The organism is Rhodococcus sp. 14-2470-1b (assembly GCF_002259415.1).
Lineage (GTDB): Bacteria > Actinomycetota > Actinomycetes > Mycobacteriales > Mycobacteriaceae > Rhodococcoides.
Window position 1 is genome coordinate 60,883 of the sequence record NZ_NPFY01000031.1, and the last position, 16,627, is coordinate 77,509.

A 16,627-nucleotide genomic window follows, 5' to 3' on the forward strand; every position below is an offset into this window, starting at 1 on the left:
TCGGCACGGCAGGAGCGTCCGTCATGAGTACCGAAGATTCGAAGAGCGGCGATGTCGCGAGGACCGACGGTGACAAGTACCCGTTGGTCGACATGGTGGGTTCGAAATCCGCGGGTGTGTCGTTCCCCGACCTCGAGCGCAGAGTGCTCGATTTCTGGGCCGAGGACGGAACGTTCCGCGCCAGCGTCGACAGACGCGAAGGTGCGGACGAGTTCGTCTTCTACGACGGCCCGCCGTTCGCCAACGGCCTTCCCCATTACGGTCACCTGCTGACCGGGTACGTCAAAGACCTCGTTCCGCGCTTTCAGACGATGCGCGGAAAGAAGGTAGAGCGCCGGTTCGGGTGGGACTGCCACGGGTTGCCCGCCGAGCTCGAAGCCGAGAAGCAGTTGGGCATCAAGGACAAATCCGAGATCGACGAGATGGGTCTCGCCAAGTTCAACGATTACTGCAGGCAGTCGGTTCTGCGGTACACGGACGAGTGGCGCGACTACGTCACCCGTCAAGCCCGCTGGGTGGATTTCGACAACGATTACAAGACGCTCGACGTCGACTTCATGGAGTCGGTCATGTGGGCGTTCAAGGAGTTGTACGACAAGGGCCTGATCTATCAGGGTTATCGAGTCCTTCCGTATTCCTGGTACGAACAGACCCCGTTGTCCAACCAGGAAACTCGGCTCGACGACGCCTACAAGATGCGTCAGGACCCGGCGGTCACCGTCACGATGCCGCTGACGGCACCCGGGTCGCCTCTCGACGGTGCAGGCGCACTGATCTGGACGACGACGCCCTGGACCCTGCCGTCGAACCTGGCGATCGCCGTGCATCCCGATGTTCGCTATGTGCAGGTCCGCGGAACCGACGGTGAACGCTACGTGTTGGCTGCGGAACGGCTCGCGCACTACGCCCGCGAACTCGGGGACGAGCCCGAGGTGTTGTCCGAGCACACCGGCGCGGACCTCGTCGGCCTCACCTACACTCCGCCGTTCGATTTCTTTCTGGGACACGCCAATTCGCATCGTGTTCTGCAGGCGGACTACGTCACCACCGACTCGGGTACCGGAATCGTGCACCTCGCCCCGGCTTTCGGTGAAGAGGACATGGACGTCGCGACGGCGAACGGCATCGAGGTCGTTCAGCCGCTCGATCCCGGTGGCAAGTTCACGTCGCTCGTGCCGCCGTACGAGGGCCTGATGGTGTTCGACGCCAACCCGGTCATCATCAAGGACTTGAAGGCGTCCGGTCGGTTGCTGCGTCACGAGACCATCGAGCACTCCTACCCGCACAGCTGGCGCAGCGGGCAGCCGCTGATCTACATGGCGGTTCCGTCGTGGTTCGTGGCAGTGACGAAGTTCCGTGATCGCATGGTGGAGCTCAACCAGGAGATCACCTGGGTGCCCGAGCACATCAAGGACGGGCAGTTCGGCAAGTGGCTCGAGGGAGCACGCGACTGGAACATCAGTCGAAACCGATACTGGGGCAGCCCGATCCCGGTGTGGACATCCGATGATCCCGAGTACCCACGTATCGACGTGTACGGCAGCCGCGACGAGCTCGAGCGTGATTTCGGCGTGCGTCCGGACGACCTTCATCGTCCGTACATCGACGATCTGACGCGTCCCAACCCGGACGATCCGTCGGGCAAGTCCACGATGCGGCGGGTTCCCGAGGTGCTCGATTGCTGGTTCGAATCCGGGTCGATGCCGTACGCGCAGGTGCATTTCCCGTTCGAGAATGCAGAGTGGTTTTCCGGGGCGAGCGGGACGACGGGGGATGTCACAGCGCACAACCCGGGCGATTTCATCGTCGAGTACAACGGTCAGACCCGTGGCTGGTTCTACACGCTGCACGTGCTCGCGACCGCGTTGTTCGACCGTCCTGCATTCAAGACCGTTGCGGCGCACGGCATCGTGCTGGGCGACGACGGCCTGAAGATGAGCAAGTCCAAGGGCAACTACCCCGACGTCAAAGAGGTGTTCGATCGGGACGGCAGCGATGCGATGCGCTGGTTCCTGATGTCGTCGCCGATCCTGCGGGGTGGAAACCTGATCGTCACCGAGCAGGGCATCCGTGAGGGCGTCCGCCAGGCGTTGTTGCCGATCTGGAACGCGTGGAGTTTCCTGCAGTTGTACGCAGGCAAGCCGGGTACCTGGCGAACGGATTCGCCGAATGTGCTGGACAGGTACGTCCTGGCCAAGCTGGCGGCGACTCGGGACGCGATCACCGATGCGCTCGAGGTCCACGACATCGCTGGTGCTTGCGACGAGCTGCGGACGTTCTGCGACGCGTTGACCAATTGGTATGTGCGACGGTCGCGTTCGCGGTTCTGGAGCGAGGACTCAGACGCGATCGACACGTTGCACACGGTGCTCGAGGTCGTGACGCGTCTTGCTGCGCCGCTGTTGCCGTTGGTCAGTGAAGTGGTGTGGCGCGGCTTGACCGGTGGGCGGTCGGTCCACCTCGCGGACTGGCCGGCGAAGGCCGAGTTGCCTGCCGATCCGGAGTTGGTCGGTTCGATGGACGAGGTGCGTTCGGTGTGCGGCGCGGTACTCGGACTGCGGAAGGCCCAGAACCTTCGGGTGCGGTTGCCGCTCCCCGAGGTGACCGTCGCCGCCGAGGATGCGGAGCGACTGCGTCCGTACGCCGACATCATCGCCGACGAGGTCAACGTCAAGAAGGTCGACCTCACCGACGATGTTGCCGTGCACGGCAAGTTCGAACTGGTCGTGAACGCGCGTGCGGCGGGTCCACGGATCGGCAAGGACGTCCAGAAGGTCATCAAGGCCGTCAAGGCAGGGGAGTGGAGCGAGGATGCCACGGGCGTGGTCAGTGCCGCGGGCATCGAACTGCTTCCGACGGAATACACCCGTAAGTTGGTTGCGGCCGAACCGGATTCCACTGCTGCTTTGCCGGGCAACGCCGGTCTGGTCGTGCTCGATTCCAAGGTGACTGCAGAGCTGGAGGCCGAAGGGTGGGCGAAGGACCGTATCCGTGAACTCCAGGAGGCGCGACGTACGTTGGGCCTCGACGTGTCCGATCGCATCGACATCGTCATCGAGGTTCCGGCCGAACGCCGCGAATGGCTCGACACGCACCGCTCGTTGATCGCCGGCGAGGTTCTGGCGCTCAGCTTGGTCGACGGTGATCCGGGCGACGACGCCGTCGAGCTCGGGGAAGGTACCCGCGTATCGGTCACCCGTTCGCGATGACCCGCGACGCGATGGAGGGTGCCGTTCGTGAGCTTCTGTCCGACGCGCGCGACGGCGTCCTTCCCATCGTCACGGTCGGTGATCCGGTGCTGCGCACAGTGGCGGCCGCGTTGACCGATCAGCTCGAGCCGCGCACGCTCGAATACCTCGTCGAGGTCATGCGGGCCACGATGCACGACGCGCCCGGTGTCGGTCTCGCTGCGCCGCAGATCGGCGTCCCGCTGCGAATCGCGGTGATCGAGGACATGTACCCGGTGTCCGAGGAGGTCGCCACGCAGCGGGAGCGCACGCCGTTGCCGTTCCGAGTGATTGTCAACCCGCGCTACGACGACATCGGGCCGGCTCGTCGAAGCTTCTACGAGGGATGCCTGAGCATGCCCGGTTACCAAGCGGTCGTCTCCCGGGCAGCGTCGGTTCGGCTTCGGTGCACCGACCTGCACGGTGCCGTGGTCGACGAGGAGTTCGGCGGATGGCCCGCGCGGATCGTGGCGCACGAGACCGATCATCTCGACGGGACGGTCTACATCGACAGGGCGGTGACTCGGTCGCTGTCGGCGAACGACGTGTATGCCGATCTGTGGGCCGATCCGACGCCCGGACGTGCGGCTGCAGGGCTCGGCTTCGACCTCGTTACCGGCCGAGGCGACGCATCGTGACGTGTCTTCCGACCGTCGTGTCGGCAACTCGTGAGGCACGGACTGTGCTGTCTGCGTTCCGGAGTATCTTTCGGTCGTGACCGACGCTCGCAGCAGTAGGCGATGGGTGCTGCATCTCGACATGGACGCGTTCTTCGCGTCGGTCGAGCAGCTCACCCGGCCCACCTTGCGCGGACGCCCCGTGCTGGTCGGCGGAGCAGGCGGTCGCGGTGTCGTCGCCGGCTGCAGCTACGAAGCGCGTGTCTTCGGTGCCCGGTCCGCCATGCCGATGCATCAGGCTCGCAGATTGGTGGGCGGCGGCGCGATCGTACTGCCGCCGCGCGGTGCGCTCTACCAGAGCGTCAGTCGGACTGTGTTCGACGGTTTACGCACGAGGATGCCTGTCCTCGAGCAGTTGTCGATGGACGAGGCGTTCGGTGAACCCGTCGAACTTGTCGGCGCCACTGCGGCCGAGGTAGCGGAGTTCTGCGAAATGCTGCGGGCACTTGTCATGGAGCGGACTGGCCTCGTGGCGTCGTTGGGTGCCGGTTCCGGTAAGCAGATCGCCAAGATCGCGTCCGGCCTCGCGAAGCCGGACGGCGTGACTGTGGTCGCGCCGGCAGAACAAAGTGCTCTCATGGCCGCGTTGCCGGTGCGGAAATTATGGGGGATCGGGCCGGTCGCCGACGAGAAACTTCGCAAACTCGGAATCGACACGATCGGCAAGTTCGTCGCGACACCGGAGTCGGAAGTGGCGTCGATCCTCGGCGCGACGGTGGGCCCGGGGTTGCACAAGCTGGCGCGAGGGATCGACGATCGAGCCGTGGCCGAGCGCGCCGAGGCGAAGCAGGTGAGCGCCGAGACGACGTTCGCACACGATCTGGTGACAATGGCGCAACTGAGGTCTGCGGTGGAAAAGAGTGCGGAAGCGGCGCACCGGCGCCTGATGAAGGACGGGCGCGGCGCACGCACGGTGGTGCTGAAGCTGAGAAAATCGGACATGAGCATCGTGACCCGGTCCGCGACGTTGCCGTATGCGACCGTGGACAAGCAGACCATCGTCGCGACGGCTCAGCGTCAGGTGCTGGACCCGGTGGAACTCGGTCCGATCCGGCTGGTCGGTGTCGGCCTCGCCGGGCTGTCCACCGTGCAGCAAGGGTCGCTGTTTCCCGAACTCGATCACGAACCGGAGGACACGTCCACGTCGCCCACGACTACGGGCGAAATTGTGCCTTCGGTAAGAGAACCGCAGCAGAGGTGGCATCCGGGCATGGACGTGAGGCATCCTGAACACGGACACGGATGGGTGCAAGGGGCAGGCCACTCCGTGGTGACGGTTCGGTTCGAGACACGGTCCACCGGACCGGGTCGAGCCCGTACTTTCGCAGAGGGGGACGAGCAGCTCGTTGTGGCGGATCCACTTGACAGTTTGAAATGACAGTGACCCGTCCTGAAATGACGCTCTCGGCTACCGGCGAGTAGCGACGCTTCTTTCCGCCCGAGGCCTCCAATGGCATAGTGGAACAGCCGAGACCGGCCTCTATGTCCGGTTCACGTGAACGACTGAGCAGTACAACCGAAGGGATAAGCACTTGAAGCTCCGTAACACCCGAAAGGCCGTAGTCGCCGGCGTGGCGATCGCTGCGGCGCTGACGATGACCGCATGTAGCTCGGACGACGGTGGCGACACGACGACCACGACGTCGGCCGCTTCGACGACGTCCTCGGCGTCGGCGGCACCGGAGGCATCGGGCGATTACCCACCTGTGCCCACGGCTGAAGAGCTCAACGCCGAACTCGCTCGCGGTCTCGACCCGGCTGTCCCGGTCGAGGAGAAGGCCGCCCTCATCCAGGGCGCCGAGGAAGATCCGGGCCTCATCGAGCAGGTCGCGGCCGCTGCTGTGCAGAACGGCGCCACCGTCGAGATCACCAGTGTCGACGACCTCGGCGACGGCACTCTGAACACGGGCGCGACCTTGACCATCAACGGTCAGGCGAACCCGGGCAACTTCATCTTCGTTGCCGAGGACGGCGCATGGAAGCTGTCCAAGGAGAACGCATGTGGTCTCGTCCAGCTGGCGCAGCTGTCCTCGCCTGCGTGCGCGTAGTCACCTAGCTTTACGCAGTATCTCGAAGCCGCAGTATCTCTAAGCCGGTGCCGTGCTCCTCGTTCGGAGTGCGGCACCGGCTTTCGTGTGCTTCCGTCACGGTCAGGACCCGAGGTCACCGCGGATTCGCTCAGCCGCTGTTTCGGCGAGTGCGGTGAACGATGCCGCGTCGACGCCTTCCTGGCTGGTGACGGACAGTTGGAACACGGTGTGGTCGACGACGGAGATCACGACGTCGGACACCAGCGTGAACCCTTCGCTGGTGGTCGCGAGCCGAAACGACGTCGAGGCGTCACCCACCGGGGATTGATCACGAGCCGACAGCGAGAAGTCGACGTCGATCCCGTCGGCGTCCGTGCCCGAGTACTCGGTGCAGCCGACGAGCGTGTTCTGCACGGTGCGGAACGCCTCTCCAGCGCCTCCGACACCGTCCTCGCCGCCTGCGTAACTGGCGGCGTCCTCGTCGATGGACGAGAAATTCGGTCCCGAGTAGCGGACGTCCGCCATTGCCGATGCGCCCGCCGACTGCATCCCCACAGCCGCGAGAACGTCGGCGCACTCCTGCGGTTCAGTGCTAGACCGATCAGGCGAGTCGTACTCCGGAGCCGGGTCCAGCCCGAGATCACGCACCGGATCCGGCACCACCGCATACCCGTCGGGAAGGTCGCTGGGCGTCAGCATGCGGGCTTGCAGATCTGCGGAGTCGGTGATGACGGACCCGGAGAGGACGTCAGGGCCGTCGACGACCGTGACCGGAGCAGCCGGGGGCGAGTCGGTGCCGGCATCGATGGTGGCGGCGTCGTCCGTTCCACCGCACGCGCCGAGGATCAGAAGTGCCCCCGCGCACAGCGCTGCGCTAAGCACCGATTTCGCTGCGGACCTCACTCCGAAGCCCATTCCAGGGTGTCACTGATGTCCTGACGCAGGACCGTCGTCCCGTCGGTGTCGCTGTACTGCTGACTGCCACCGACGGTCACCTCACCGGAGACCGGGAGCGGTTTCGTCAGGTCGATTCGCAGACTGCCGGTGCCGGACATCGTGTAGCTGTCGATCGCGAGTTGGCCGGCGTCGTCGGGAAGTTCCAGAGTCGTGGACTCCGGCGTCTGGTCGATACGCAGATCGATCGTCAGGACGTCGCCGTCCCTCGCACGGAGAGTCGCGGTGGTCGTCTGGTTGAGTGTCAGACCACTGATGACCTGCTGCTGAGCCGTCCAGACAGCGCCGATTCCCAGATCGTCCTCGGGGAAGGAAATCGACCGGTACACCGCCTGATTCAACGCCTGTTCGATCGCCGCCCGTGCCGCATCCTGTGCTGCGTCCGCGGGCGTGATGGACAGCGCGGTGACGGCCCCGCCGTCGGCCACGGTCAATCCGGCACCCGAACCGTCGGCCGCGGCGAGATCATCGGTCAGACGCTGATCTGCGGACGTCGCGACCCCGACCGTGAGATCGACCTCGTTGCCGCGTGGCTCCGCGGCTCGTGCTGTCAGCGGGATGGTCAGGTTCGGCGTCGAGAAATCCTGCACGGCCTGGTCGTCGATCTGCTGCGTGACGGTCGACCGCGTCGTCAGCTGGACCGACTGTTCGCCGGAGATGTTTCGCGTCATCGCGGCCCGGGGCTCGGCCCCGGCGTCGACGAGGGTAGTTGTGACCGGAGTCACCGGCAGCGACACACTCGACGTGGTGGCGGAGGTGTCCGTCGCCGACGGTGCCTCGTCGTCGGACGACCCGCACCCCGCCCACAGAGTGGTGGCGGCGACGGCCACGGCGAGAACTCGGATACGTCGAATCGGGTTTCGGGAAGGCGAGATCACGGGACCAGGCTACGGACACACTCCGTCCACTTCACCGGACACCGTCAGCGAAGCTGTGCGCGTGCGGTCCGCCCTCGGACCTCTCGGTGTCGATCCGGGATTCGGCGGTGCCGGGGCGATGCGACATGATAGGGGGGTGAGTGACGACCGCCCGACCGATTCGACGAGCTCCGACCCGAACCGAGACCGGGAGACCGGACCGGACGACACAGTGGTGTCCGGTACCGATGTCGATCCTGCCGCGGGCGCTGCACCGAAGCGGTTGCGCACCACGATGCTGGTCCTGATCGCCGTTGTCGTCCTCGCCTTCGACCTGGTCACCAAGATCGCGGCCGTGCACTGGATCAAGCCAGGTAACCCGGTGGAGATCATCGGCGATGTCGTGACACTTCGAATGGTGCGCAACCCCGGCGCAGCGTTCTCGATGGCCACCGGTATGACGTGGCTTCTGACGATCGTCGCGGTATGCGTCGTCATCGGTGTGATCCGGATCGGCCGCACCCTTCGCTCGCCGTGGTGGGCTCTCGGCCTCGGGCTCGTGCTCGGCGGGGCTCTCGGAAATCTCATCGATCGGTTCTTTCGATCGCCCGGACCGCTGCAGGGACACGTCGTCGATTTCGTGTCCATCGGATGGTGGCCCGTGTTCAACGTCGCGGACTCGTCCATCGTCTGTGGGGCGATCCTGCTGGTCGCCCTGAGCCTGTTCGGATTCGAACCGAACGGTGAGCGGGTGGCCACATCGAAGAAGAAGGCCCAAGCGAGTACCGACGCGGGAACGGCAGGACAGCAATGAGGGAATCGCGTTCCATGCCGATTCCCGACGGCTTGGACGGCATGCGGGTCGATGCGGGTGTCTCGCGTCTGCTGGGTCTGTCCCGGACGGTCGCGGCGACTCTCGCCGAGGAAGGGTCCGTCTCCGTCGACGGTTCGGCCATGGGGAAGTCGGATCGGTTGTCGGCGGGTGCGTACTTGGAGGTGCTGCTTCCCGAACCTGCTCGCGCGTTGACCATCGAAGCGGAGCCGGTCGAGGGCATGGAGATTCTCTATGCGGACGACGACATCGTCGCGGTCGACAAGCCGGTCGGGGTCGCGGCGCACGCGAGCGTTGGATGGACGGGGCCAACGGTGATCGGTGGGCTTGCCGCAGCGGGTTTCCGGATTTCCACGTCCGGTGCGCACGAGCGGCAGGGCATCGTGCACCGGCTCGATGTCGGGACGTCGGGCGTGATGGTCGTCGCCACGAGCGAGCGTGCCTACACGGTGCTGAAGCGGGCGTTCAAGCAGCGCACGATCGAGAAGCGTTATCACGCGCTCGTGCAGGGCCACCCGGATCCGAGCAGTGGCACCATCGACGCACCGATCGGTAGGCACGGTAGCAACGACTGGAAGTTCGCAGTGCGAGCCGACGGCAAAGCGAGCATCACGCACTACGACACCATCGAGGCGTTCCAAGCGGCGAGCTTGCTCGACGTTCACCTCGAGACCGGTCGGACTCATCAGATTCGCGTTCATTTCTCCGCGTTGCGGCACCCGTGTTGCGGTGACCTCACCTATGGCGCCGACCCGAAGCTCGCCGATCGTCTCGGCCTGGAACGTCAATGGCTGCACGCGAAAACACTCGGATTCGCGCATCCGTCGGACGGCCGGTGGATCGAGATCGAGAGCAAGTATCCGGCCGACCTCGAGCACGCACTCGAGGTGCTGCGCGCGGCATGACTCGGATGTCGGGTGCGGCCCCGGCCGCGGCGTCAGCCCTGGCAGCGGTGGTTCTGCTGTTCGCCGTCGGCATCGCGAATCCGGTGCCCCGGCCGGGTGTGAACACCGACACCCTCGGCCCGGACACCGGAGAAGCAGTGGCCGAGTACGTGGCGCGGGCAGAGGAGTCGCTCGCGGTGGACTCGACCGACCCGGACTCGGCTGGAAGCGATTCCGAGATGCACTGGGCGCTGGTGTCGTTCGACGCCGAGGTTTCGCCCGCTCGTGCGTACGACGCGGCGCGGAACGTACGGATCGCGCAGGTTCTGCTCCGAGTTCCGATCGAGCGCGTCCAGACCCAGGTGATCACCGTCGGAGTGCCGGGAACCGAGGCGTCGGTCCTGGGGTCGGCGGCCGTGGCGGGATCGAGGCTTCATGGTTCGACCGGGCAGTGGGATCGCCAAGCACAGATCGATGCGGTGTCCTCCGCACGCCTGGTCGAGGGGTGCGAGTGTGTCGTCGGCCTGATAGTCCGCGGCTCCGGCGGGCAACTCAGGACTGTGGACACCGGCAATGGGGTTCGGGCGGTGGAAGCCTTGCCCCCGGACGCGATCGCGGGCCGATTCGCCGTGCGCGCTCTCCTTCCTGACTACGTGGACGTCGTCGGGCCGCTGCCGGACGACGGGCCCGTTCCTGCTCCGTGAACCAAGCCCGTTCGGCTGCAGGGACAGGTGCGGTGACACCGTCGCAGCGTCGGGCCTGGGCCGACACGCGCGGGGGTCGGACACACCGAGAGCCAGGAATGCTCTGTCGGTTCGAGCGCTTAGAATCAGGTGCACTTCGCGCGCGGACATCTCGGCCCGTACGACCCGGCTCGATCTAGCTCGACCCAGTAGGAGACATCTTCGTGACTGACTCGTTCGTACATCTGCACAACCACACCGAGTATTCGATGCTCGACGGAGCGGCCAAGATTGCGCCGTTGTTCGCAGAGGCGAGTCGGTTGGAGATGACGGCGGTCGGTATGACCGACCACGGCAACATGTACGGCGCGAGCGAGTTCTACAACGAGGCGAAGAAGGCCGGCATCAAGCCGATCATCGGCATCGAGGCGTACATCGCCCCGGAGTCTCGGTTCAACAAGAAGCGTGTGCTGTGGGGTGACCGCAGTCAGAAGTCCGACGATGTCTCCGGTAGCGGCGCGTACACGCACATGACGATGGTCGCGGAGAACGCGACGGGTGTGCGCAACCTGTTCAAGCTGTCCTCTCTCGCGTCGATCGAGGGGCAGTTGGGTAAGTGGGCCCGGATGGACGAGGAGATCATCGCCGCGCACGCGGAGGGGATCATCGCGACGACGGGGTGCCCGTCGGGTGAGGTGCAGACGCGTCTGCGTCTCGGTCAGGATCGTGAGGCGCTCGAAGCGGCAGCGAAGTGGCGTGAGATCTGGGGTCCGGAGAACTTCTTCCTCGAGCTCATGGATCACGGTTTGTCGATCGAGCGTCGGGTCCGTGAGGGTCTGCTCGAGATCGGTAAGAAGCTGCAGATTCCGCCGCTCGCCACCAACGATTGCCATTATGTGACCAAGGATGCCGCGGAGAACCACGAGGCGTTGCTGTGCATCCAGACCGGTAAGACGCTCAGCGATCCCACCCGGTTCAAGTTCGACGGCGACGGTTACTACCTCAAGTCCGCCGCCGAGATGCGTGCCCTCTGGGACGATCAGGTGCCGGGTGCGTGCGACAGTACTCTGCTCATCGCCGAGCGCGTCCAGCCGTACGACGATGTGTGGGCCCACCGTGACCGGATGCCGATCTTCCCTGTGCCGGAAGGGGAGACGCAGGGTACGTGGTTGGCCAAGGAGGTCGACAAGGGTCTCGAGTGGCGGTTCCCCGGCGGTGTGCCCCAGGAGTACCGTGATCGCGCCAAGTACGAGATCAGCGTGATTCTGGAGATGGGCTTCCCGGCGTACTTCCTCGTCGTCGGTGACCTCATCGCACACGCCCGCGACGTCGGTATTCGCGTCGGTCCCGGCCGAGGCTCGGCCGCGGGTTCGCTCGTTGCGTACGCGATGGGCATCACCAATATCGATCCGCTGCCGCATGGTCTGCTGTTCGAGCGGTTCCTCAACCCCGAGCGTGTGTCGATGCCCGATATCGATATCGACTTCGATGATCGCCGTCGCGGTGAGATGGTGCGGTACGCGACGGAGAAGTGGGGAAGCGACCGTGTCGCTCAGGTCATCACGTTCGGCACCATCAAGACCAAGGCCGCCATCAAGGACTCGGCCCGCGTCCAGTTCGGGCAGCCCGGATTCGCGATCGCCGATCAGATCACCAAGGCGTTGCCGCCGCCGATCATGGCCAAGGACATCTCGGTCGCGGGCATCACCGATCCGGCGCACGAGCGGTACAAGGAAGCAACCGAGGTTCGTGCACTCATCGACTCCAATCCCGATGTCGCGACGATCTACAAGACCGCACGCGGCCTGGAAGGGCTGATCCGTAACGCCGGCGTCCATGCCTGCGCGGTCATCATGTCCTCGGAGCCGCTGACCGATGCGATTCCGGTGTGGAAGCGCGCGCAGGACGGCGCGATCATCACCGGGTGGGACTATCCCTCGTGCGAGGCCATCGGTCTGCTCAAGATGGACTTCCTCGGCCTGCGCAACCTCACCGTCATCGGTGACGCCATCGACAACATCAAGAGCAACCGCGGGATCGAACTCGACCTCGACACTCTGGGACTCGACGACCCCGCGACATACGAATTGCTCGCTCGGGGAGACACTCTCGGCGTGTTCCAGCTCGACGGCAGCGCGATGCGTGATCTTCTGCGTCGGATGCAGCCCACCGGCTTCGAGGACATCGTCGCCGTTCTGGCTCTGTATCGACCGGGCCCGATGGGAATGAACGCGCACAACGACTACGCCGACCGCAAGAACGGTCGCCAAGAGGTCAAGCCGATCCACCCCGAGTTGGAAGAACCGCTCGCGGAGATCCTCAAGGACACGTACGGCCTCATCGTGTACCAGGAGCAGATCATGCAGATCGCGCAGAAGGTCGCCGGGTATTCGCTCGGGCAGGCCGACATTCTGCGTCGCGCCATGGGTAAGAAGAAGTTGTCCGTGCTCGAAGAGGCCTACGCAGGGTTCCGTGAGGGAATGCTGGCCAACAACTTCTCCGAGCCCGCGATCAAGGCTCTGTGGGACACCATTCTTCCGTTCGCCGGATACGCGTTCAACAAGTCGCACGCAGCCGGATACGGTCTGGTCTCCTACTGGACCGGGTACCTCAAGGCCAACTACCCGGGTGAGTACATGGCAGGTCTACTCACCAGCGTGTCCGACGACAAGGACAAGTCGGCCATCTACCTCGCGGACTGTCGCAAGCTCGGTATCACCGTCCTGCCCCCGGACGTCAACGAATCCGAGCTCAACTTCGCATCCGTCGGCAAGGACATTCGCTTCGGTCTCGGCGCGGTCCGCAACGTCGGAACCAACGTGGTGGCGTCGATCATCAGGGCACGCGAGGAGAAGAGCAAGTACACGGACTTCTCGGATTACCTGAACAAGATCGACGCGACGGCCTGCAGCAAGAAGGTCACAGAGTCGCTCATCAAGTCGGGTGCGTTCGATTCGCTGAATCATCCGCGCAAGGGCTTGATGCTCATTCACGCCGACGCCATCGACTCGGTCATGGGCACGAAGAAGGCCGAGGCCATCGGACAGTTCGATCTGTTCGGCGGAGAGGACGCCGACGAGTCGATCTCCGCGGTGTTCAATGTTCGTGTCCCCGAAGACGAGTGGGAATCGAAGCATCGGCTGGCGCTCGAGCGTGAGATGCTCGGCCTGTACGTGTCCGGCCACCCGTTGCTCGGCGTCGAGCACATGCTCGCCGCCCAGTCGGACACCAACATTCCTGCCATTCTCGAAGGCGACGTCAAGGACGGTACGCAGGTCACCATCGGCGGCATTCTCGCGTCGGTGAACCGCCGGATCAACAAGAACGGTCTCACCTGGGCGTCGGCTCAACTCGAGGACCTCGTCGGCGGCATCGAGGTTCTGTTCTTCCCGCAGTCGTACTCGGTGTTCGGCGCCGACGTGACCGAGGACTCGGTGGTCCTGGTCAAGGGCCGCGTGTCGGTGCGTGATGATCGAATCTCCCTGATCGCCAACGACCTTGCTGTGCCGGACCTCTCTGCTGTCGGTGTTGCGAAGCCGCTCGCCGTCAGCCTTCCGACCCGTCAGTGCACGGCCGACAAGGTCGGTGCACTGAAGCGGATTCTGAAGAGCCACCCGGGTACGTCCGACGTGCATCTCAGGCTGGTCAGCGGCGACAAGGTGACGGCGATGAAGCTGGACGACAGTCTTCGTGTCACGCCTACATCGGCCCTGATGGGTGACCTGAAGGCGCTGCTCGGACCAGGCTGCTTGGCGGGCTGAGGAATGCTCGGACGGTGACGGAAGGTCACATCCCGTCACCGTGCGTGCGTGATCACGGGGTCAGCAGGTGAACTCAGTGAAGGATGCGCCGTTGTCAGCGGCGGACGGTCCCGCGGCGTTCGACGAACAGTAGCGTCCACCACACGACGACGGTGGCGGCGGCGCTGGTCAGCACCGCTACCTGCAGGGACGTGGTGAGTGCGAGAGCGCCGAGGAACACCAGAACTCCGAGCACGAGAGCTTCGACTTTGTAGACCGGCCAGGCGGTCCCAGCGATGTCGACGGTACCGACATGGGTGCGCCGACGCGGGGTGGTGCTGGAAAGTGCGTAGGTCATGTCGGTGACTCCTTCGGCAGTGCTGCGTACCTACGTCAGGGTATACGTACGGCAGGATTCGGTCCACCGAACTTATAGGTTGAACGTGGTGTGTACCCGGCCGGTGGCGCGTCGGGCGGGACAGGTGTTGACTCGAGTGCATGCCATTGACAGGAGAGTACGAACCCAGCACATCCGATTGGGCACGCGAGCAAGCCGAACTCCTCGAGGGATCCGGTGGAACCGCGGGCACTACGTTGAAGGGAATGCCAGTCATCTTGCTGACGACGAAGGGCAACAAGTCCGGCAAGCTGAGAAAGACGCCGCTGATGCGCGTCGAACACGACGGGGAGTACGCCGCCGTTGCCTCGCTGGGCGGCGCGCCGAAGAACCCGGTCTGGTACTACAACGTGAAAGCCGAGCCGCTGGTGGAGCTTCAGGACGGAACCGACCGTGCCGACTACATCGCCCGTGAAGTGACGGGGGAGGAGAAGGCCGTGTGGTGGGAACGCGCCGTTCAGGCGTTCCCCGATTATGCGGAGTACCAGACGAAGACCGACCGCGAGATTCCCGTGTTCGTACTGTCGAGAGCCTAGAAGGAGTCCGAAGAAATTGAGTACCGAGACTGTCGCCGATCAGATAGTCGGCCAACTGATCGAGGCCGGTGTCCAGCGCATCTACGGAATTGTCGGTGACAGTCTCAACCCCATTGTCGATTCGGTTCGACGCAGTGGCGGTTCGAAGGCGGGCGGCATCGACTGGATTCACGTTCGCCACGAGGAAGCCGCCGCGTTCGCCGCGGCCGCCGAGGCGCAGTTGACCGGCAAGCTGGCAGTCTGTGCCGGCTCGTGCGGCCCGGGCAACCTGCACCTCATCAACGGCTTGTACGACGCGAACCGATCGGGCGCGCCGGTGCTGGCCATCGCGTCGCACATCCCCAGCGTGCAGATCGGCTCCGGGTTCTTCCAGGAGACGCATCCGGACCGGCTGTTCGTGGAGTGTTCCGTGTACGCGGAGTTGGTCAGTACGCCCGAACAGGCTCCGCGAGTGGTTCATTCGGCGCTGCAGCATGCCGTCGGCAGGTCGGGCGTCGCGGTGGTGACGCTGCCAGGGGACATCGCCGACGAACCTGCCGCGCGCTCGGCGCCCGCATACGTACGCACCGGTAGCCCCGCGCTTGTGCCCGCGGACGAGGACGTTCGAGCCCTGGCCGACGCCATCGACGCAGCCGACACGGTCGCGATCTTCGCCGGAGCGGGGGTCCGGGATGCACGGCCGGAGTTGCTCGAGCTCGCCGAGAAGCTGGGTGCTCCGATGGGGCACTCGCTGCGCGGCAAGGAGTTCGTTCAGTACGACAACCCCTTCGACATCGGAATGACCGGACTTCTGGGGTACGGCGCCGCCCACGACGGTATCCACGACGCCGATCTGCTGCTTCTGATCGGAACGGATTTTCCGTACGACCAGTTCCTACCGGACGAGGTCCGCACCGCCCAGATCGACAGCGCCGCGGAGAATCTCGGACGCCGAACCAGTGTGGATCTGGCCGTGCACGGTGACGCGAAGAGCACGTTGGCTGCGTTACTGCCGCTGGTGCAGCGCAAGGACGACCGCGCGTTTCTGAACCGTACTCTGGAGCGTCACCGCAAGCTGATGACGAAGGTCGTGGGCGCGTACACCAAGCCGGTGGGCCAACGCACTCCGATTCACCCGGAGTACGCGGCGTCCATTCTGGACGACCTCGCTGCCGACGACACGATCTTCACCGCCGATACCGGCATGTGCAACGTCTGGACTGCCCGCTACCTGAATCCGAACGGGCAGCGACGCTTCATCTCCTCGGCGTTGCACGGTTCGATGGCCAACGCTCTACCGCACGCAATCGGTGCGCAGGTGGCGTTCCCGACGCGCCAGGTCGTGTCGGTGTCGGGCGACGGCGGATTGTCGATGTTGCTGGGCGAACTGGTGACGGTGGCGATGTACAAGCTGCCGGTCAAGATCGTCGTGTTCGACAACTCGACGCTCGGCATGGTGAAGCTCGAGATGCTCGTCGACGGTATCCCGGACTTCGGCGTCGACGTGCCTGCGGTCGACTACGCAGCGGTCGCGGCAGCGCTGGGGATCTTCTCGAAGAGGATCGTCGACCCGGGTGATCTGGAAGCAGGCCTTCGCGCTGCGCTCGAGCACGACGGCCCTGCCCTGGTGGACATCGTCACCGACCCGAATGCGTTGTCTCTACCCCCGACCATCACCGGTGAACAGGTCAAGGGGTTCGCTCTCGCGATGTCGCGGATGGTGATGAACGGAGGCGTCGGGGAAGCCGTGCAGATGGCGAAGTCGAATCTTCGGAACGTGCCGTTGCCGTCTCAGTTCTCGCCGCGAGGCTAGTCCCGATTGGTAGAGCGC

General features: G+C 64.8%; 13 protein-coding genes. 10 read left to right on the forward strand and 3 right to left on the reverse strand.

Annotation, left to right across the window (positions count from 1 at the left end; genetic code table 11):
* The first annotated feature begins 23 nt into the window (after positions 1-23).
* The 4 genes from ileS (at position 24) to CH293_RS21845 (ending at position 5,952) form a co-directional block, all read left to right on the forward strand.
* Entirely contained in the window at positions 24-3,209 is a 3,186-nt protein-coding gene (gene ileS, locus CH293_RS21830) for an isoleucine--tRNA ligase (RefSeq protein ID WP_094721476.1), read from the forward strand.
* Positions 3,206-3,865, forward strand: coding sequence for a peptide deformylase (locus CH293_RS21835; protein ID WP_094721477.1), 660 nt, complete (start codon positions 3,206-3,208; stop codon positions 3,863-3,865). The genes ileS and CH293_RS21835 overlap by 4 nt, the downstream gene beginning before the upstream one ends.
* A 106-nt stretch (positions 3,866-3,971) precedes the next feature.
* On the forward strand, positions 3,972-5,282 hold the full coding sequence (locus tag CH293_RS21840; protein WP_094721478.1) for a DNA polymerase IV: 1,311 nt from the start codon (positions 3,972-3,974) through the stop codon (positions 5,280-5,282).
* Between the two features lie 154 nt (positions 5,283-5,436).
* Positions 5,437-5,952 carry a hypothetical protein gene (locus CH293_RS21845; protein WP_094721479.1) on the forward strand — a complete coding sequence of 172 codons (516 nt, stop codon included), beginning with the start codon at positions 5,437-5,439 and terminating at the stop codon, positions 5,950-5,952.
* A 102-nt stretch (positions 5,953-6,054) separates the two neighbouring features.
* Here CH293_RS21845 and CH293_RS21850 read toward each other — a convergent pair whose 3' ends face one another.
* Positions 6,055-6,816: a hypothetical protein gene (locus tag CH293_RS21850; protein ID WP_255122952.1), complete on the reverse strand. Its 762-nt coding sequence runs from the start codon at positions 6,814-6,816 to the stop codon at positions 6,055-6,057.
* A gap of 17 nt (positions 6,817-6,833) precedes the next feature.
* A complete protein-coding gene (locus tag CH293_RS21855) occupies positions 6,834-7,718 on the reverse strand; it encodes a hypothetical protein (RefSeq protein ID WP_094721481.1) in 885 nt (294 codons plus the stop codon).
* A 166-nt stretch (positions 7,719-7,884) separates the two neighbouring features.
* Here CH293_RS21855 and lspA point away from each other — a divergent pair, with 166 nt between their 5' ends.
* From lspA to dnaE, 4 genes are all read left to right on the forward strand, one after another.
* Positions 7,885-8,559 (forward strand): signal peptidase II, encoded by a 675-nt coding sequence (lspA, locus tag CH293_RS21860; protein WP_176460086.1) that lies wholly within the window; start codon positions 7,885-7,887, stop codon positions 8,557-8,559.
* Positions 8,556-9,482: an RluA family pseudouridine synthase gene (locus tag CH293_RS21865; RefSeq protein ID WP_037109100.1), complete on the forward strand. Its 927-nt coding sequence runs from the start codon at positions 8,556-8,558 to the stop codon at positions 9,480-9,482. Before lspA ends, CH293_RS21865 begins: the two co-directional genes overlap by 4 nt.
* Complete coding sequence (locus CH293_RS21870) at positions 9,479-10,165, forward strand: hypothetical protein (RefSeq protein ID WP_094721483.1); 687 nt, start codon at positions 9,479-9,481, stop codon at positions 10,163-10,165. Before CH293_RS21865 ends, CH293_RS21870 begins: the two co-directional genes overlap by 4 nt.
* Positions 10,166-10,368: 203 nt before the next feature.
* The gene (gene dnaE, locus CH293_RS21875) at positions 10,369-13,905 is read left to right on the forward strand and encodes a DNA polymerase III subunit alpha (RefSeq protein WP_094721484.1); all 3,537 of its coding nucleotides are present in this window, start codon (positions 10,369-10,371) and stop codon (positions 13,903-13,905) included.
* A gap of 94 nt (positions 13,906-13,999) precedes the next feature.
* Here dnaE and CH293_RS21880 read toward each other — a convergent pair whose 3' ends face one another.
* Positions 14,000-14,242 carry a hypothetical protein gene (locus CH293_RS21880; protein ID WP_037109095.1) on the reverse strand — a complete coding sequence of 81 codons (243 nt, stop codon included), beginning with the start codon at positions 14,240-14,242 and terminating at the stop codon, positions 14,000-14,002.
* 140 nt (positions 14,243-14,382) lie between these two features.
* On the opposite strand from CH293_RS21880, the gene CH293_RS21885 reads away from it, so the two are divergent.
* Both CH293_RS21885 and CH293_RS21890 read left to right on the forward strand, forming a co-directional pair.
* Positions 14,383-14,817 (forward strand): nitroreductase family deazaflavin-dependent oxidoreductase, encoded by a 435-nt coding sequence (locus CH293_RS21885; RefSeq protein ID WP_037109093.1) that lies wholly within the window; start codon positions 14,383-14,385, stop codon positions 14,815-14,817.
* Between the two features lie 16 nt (positions 14,818-14,833).
* On the forward strand, positions 14,834-16,609 hold the full coding sequence (locus CH293_RS21890) for a pyruvate dehydrogenase (protein WP_094721485.1): 1,776 nt from the start codon (positions 14,834-14,836) through the stop codon (positions 16,607-16,609).
* Positions 16,610-16,627 lie beyond the last annotated feature (18 nt).